The organism is Sinomonas sp. (assembly GCF_036848755.1).
In the GTDB taxonomy this organism is placed as follows: domain Bacteria; phylum Actinomycetota; class Actinomycetes; order Actinomycetales; family Micrococcaceae; genus Sinomonas.
In genome coordinates this window covers 1-2,744 of sequence record NZ_DAIUJO010000221.1, presented here as the reverse complement: position 1 = coordinate 2,744, position 2,744 = coordinate 1, and the positions used below count along the sequence as shown (strand labels likewise).

Here is a 2,744-nt window from a genome sequence, read left to right as displayed (position 1 = left end):
GCGCGGTCCCCGACGTCGGCGACGCCGTGAACGACGCCACCGGCGCCGGCGTCGGGGCCACGGTCTTGACGATCAGGTCGTCAATGTAGGTGTCCTCCATCTGCTGGTAGTGCTCGGCACCGTTCATCACGCTCGTCACGGACGTGGCCATAGTGCTCACCTGCGAGCTCGAGTACACCAAGAGGTCATCGATCCACACCTGCACTGTGGTCGAAGTCCCGTTGGGGATCACGTGCATGGCCACATGGTGCCAGGTGCTCAGGGCAATGGCGGACGTTGCCATAGCGGTGGAGGTGTACGTCACCCCGTCGGAACCGAGAGACCGCAGCCACAGCTTCCCCGTGGTGTTGTCCCGATAGAGATCGACGAAGCGGGTGCTGCCGGTGAAGAAGCGGAAATATGGGACATTGTTGCCCGAGACGCCTGCTTGGGTGATGTCGAACCAGCCGTCGGCGTAGACCTCCTGGGTGCCCGAGGGCAACTGCGTCGAGAAGTTGGCCAGTGATCCTGGGTCTGTGGTCGCGTGCAGGTACGCCGAACAGGCGCCGTCGTACGCGAGGGTCGAGGACACCGAGACGGTTCCCGTCCCCCCGGTTTGAACGAGGTATCCGGACAGGGTTCCGGACTCGAAGTTGTCCGCGGTCACCACCGTGCCGGGAAAGGTGTCGGTCGGTGCGCTCGTCCCCGGCTGGCACGTGAGGGCATAAGCCGGCACCGCCAGGAACGAGGGACCACCGATCAACGGCAAGGACAGCGCAGCCGCAGCCCCCAGGACGCCAATTCGTTTCACCACATGCCTCCAACTCGTACTGATTCGACCGCGCCCGAAATGCCGGCCTGGGATCTGCTTGAACGCCTTCTGACGGGCGCACAGCAGAATGTCCTCGCCGCGACGGCGGAAAGGATCCTCGAAGCAGGGGAGGGGCAAATGAGGAGATCGACCGCCTCAGGGTTCTTCCTCATCCAGCACACCCCGTTCCCCGCCATGCCGCGGATCTGGCCTTCGGAGTCGGAGCCGTGGCTGTGTTCTTGACGCCCAATTTGACACTGTTGTCATCGGCTTCACCATACGAACCGGTACCTGACTTTCTGATTCAGAAATCCCGCAAATACCTGCCCGGTACGCAACGCGCAAAAGGGGAGCAGGCATCGGCCTCAGGAGCACGTCAGCCCGTTCACAGAAATTCCCCAGCATCCTCCGCGAGCCTTTCCCAGCGTTGCCGCCCAGAGTAGTGAGATGGCACAGATGAGAATCGCAGCAGCGGTACTGGCGGCAGGGCTCGCCGCAGGTGTTCTCAGCGGATGCGGGAGCAGCGGCAACGGCACCACGCAGCCCCCGGCGCCGGCGCCGGCGTCGTCCGCAGCGCCGAACCCGGGCGCCTCCGGGCCCCCGTCCTCGGCCGGCTCAGGGCAGCCGCAAGGTTCTGGGACGGTGCCACGGCCAGCCCACGTGGTGATCGTGGTGGAGGAGAACCATTCGTTCAGCAACATCATCGGCAATTCGGCCGCCCCGTACATAAATTCGCTCGGCTCTCAGGGAGCGCTATTCACCGAGGCAACGGGGGTGGCGCACCCCAGCGAGCCGAACTATCTCGCTCTGTTCTCTGGGTCCACGCAGGGCGTCGCAGACGATTCCTGTCCGCACACCTTCGGCGCCGACAACCTCGGGGCCCAGCTCACCGCGGCGGGGGATACATTCGCCGGCTATTCCGAGGGCCTTCCCTCAGTTGGCTACACGGGCTGCACTGCGGGGGAGTACGCCCGGAGGCACGCCCCGTGGACCAATTTCTCGTCCGTCGCGGCTTCGGCGAGCCTGCCCTACACCTCATTCCCGCAGGACTACAACGCTCTGCCGACCGTTTCCTTCGTTATCCCGAACGTGGCCAATGACATGCACGATGGGACGATCGGGGCCGCGGACACCTGGCTGCGCGATAACCTCGACGGCTACGCGCAATGGGCCAAGACGCATAACAGCCTGCTCGTCGTCACGTGGGACGAGGACGAGGACACTTCAAGCAACCACATCGCCACGATCTTCGCCGGCGCTCAGGTAAAGTCCGGGCAGTACAGCGAACCGATCGACCATTATCGTTTGCTGCGCACGATTGAGGCAGCCTACGGATTGGCCCCGCTCGGCCAAGCCGCCAACGCGCAGCCCGTAACCGACGTCTGGCGCTGAGGAGCCGCGGTGGCGGAGCCCGTGGACTTGCGAGTCCGATGCGGGTCGCCCGGATGGTGCCGTTGGAGGGTGGGTGCGCCACGTCCTTTACTGGTACCTCTGCGTATCAAAGTCAGGCGTATTCCGATCCCGCTCAGGAGAGGAATCCGAGGGCCCTTGTCTCTGTATGCCTACTGTTCGGCTTTGAAGACGACCTCTGATCGGTCGGTGATCTCGTCGATGTCCTGGGGTGTGAGGTTCAGGGCGGGGGAGCGGTTCTTGAGGATCTGCATCGCCTCGGTCTGCGGCCAGAAGACCCCGTCGATGTATGACCGGAAGTCCTTGCCGGACTGCTTGCCGTAGTTCGCGGACTCGGCGGGGGAGAGGCCTGCGCGGGGCTCCAGCCTGACCTCGATGTCGACGTCCCCGAGGCGGTCAACGCCCGGGTCGAGGTAGCTCCCGAAGACCCGCAGGCGCCGGACGAACAGGGGCTTGTTCGCGTCACCGTTGTACGCCCTGGCCCGCTCCAGAAGGCCTGCGAGGAGCCGATCCGCCGTCGCCCGGGTGATGGGCCTGCCGAAGC

At 64.8% G+C, this 2,744-nt stretch carries 2 protein-coding genes and 1 pseudogene; 1 reads left to right on the top strand and 2 read right to left on the bottom strand.

Annotated elements, in window-relative coordinates; translation table 11 throughout:
• Nucleotides 1-790, bottom strand: a 790-nt coding sequence (locus V7053_RS18665) for a hypothetical protein (protein ID WP_334173751.1), incomplete at its 3' end; no start/stop codon positions are given.
• A 447-nt stretch (nt 791-1,237) separates the two neighbouring features.
• On the opposite strand from V7053_RS18665, the gene V7053_RS18660 reads away from it, so the two are divergent.
• Entirely contained in the window at nt 1,238-2,182 is a 945-nt protein-coding gene (locus tag V7053_RS18660; RefSeq protein WP_334173750.1) for an alkaline phosphatase family protein, read from the top strand.
• A 170-nt stretch (nt 2,183-2,352) separates the two neighbouring features.
• On the opposite strand, the pseudogene V7053_RS18655 reads toward V7053_RS18660, so the two are convergent.
• Nucleotides 2,353-2,744: pseudogene (locus tag V7053_RS18655) on the bottom strand (hypothetical protein); the annotation flags it as partial.

Bases quoted from the DNA above. Each gene is read 5' to 3' on its own strand.
- V7053_RS18660 (WP_334173750.1), top strand. From the start codon at position 1,238: ATGGCACAGATGAGAATCGCAGCAGCGGTACTGGCGGCAGGGCTCGCC.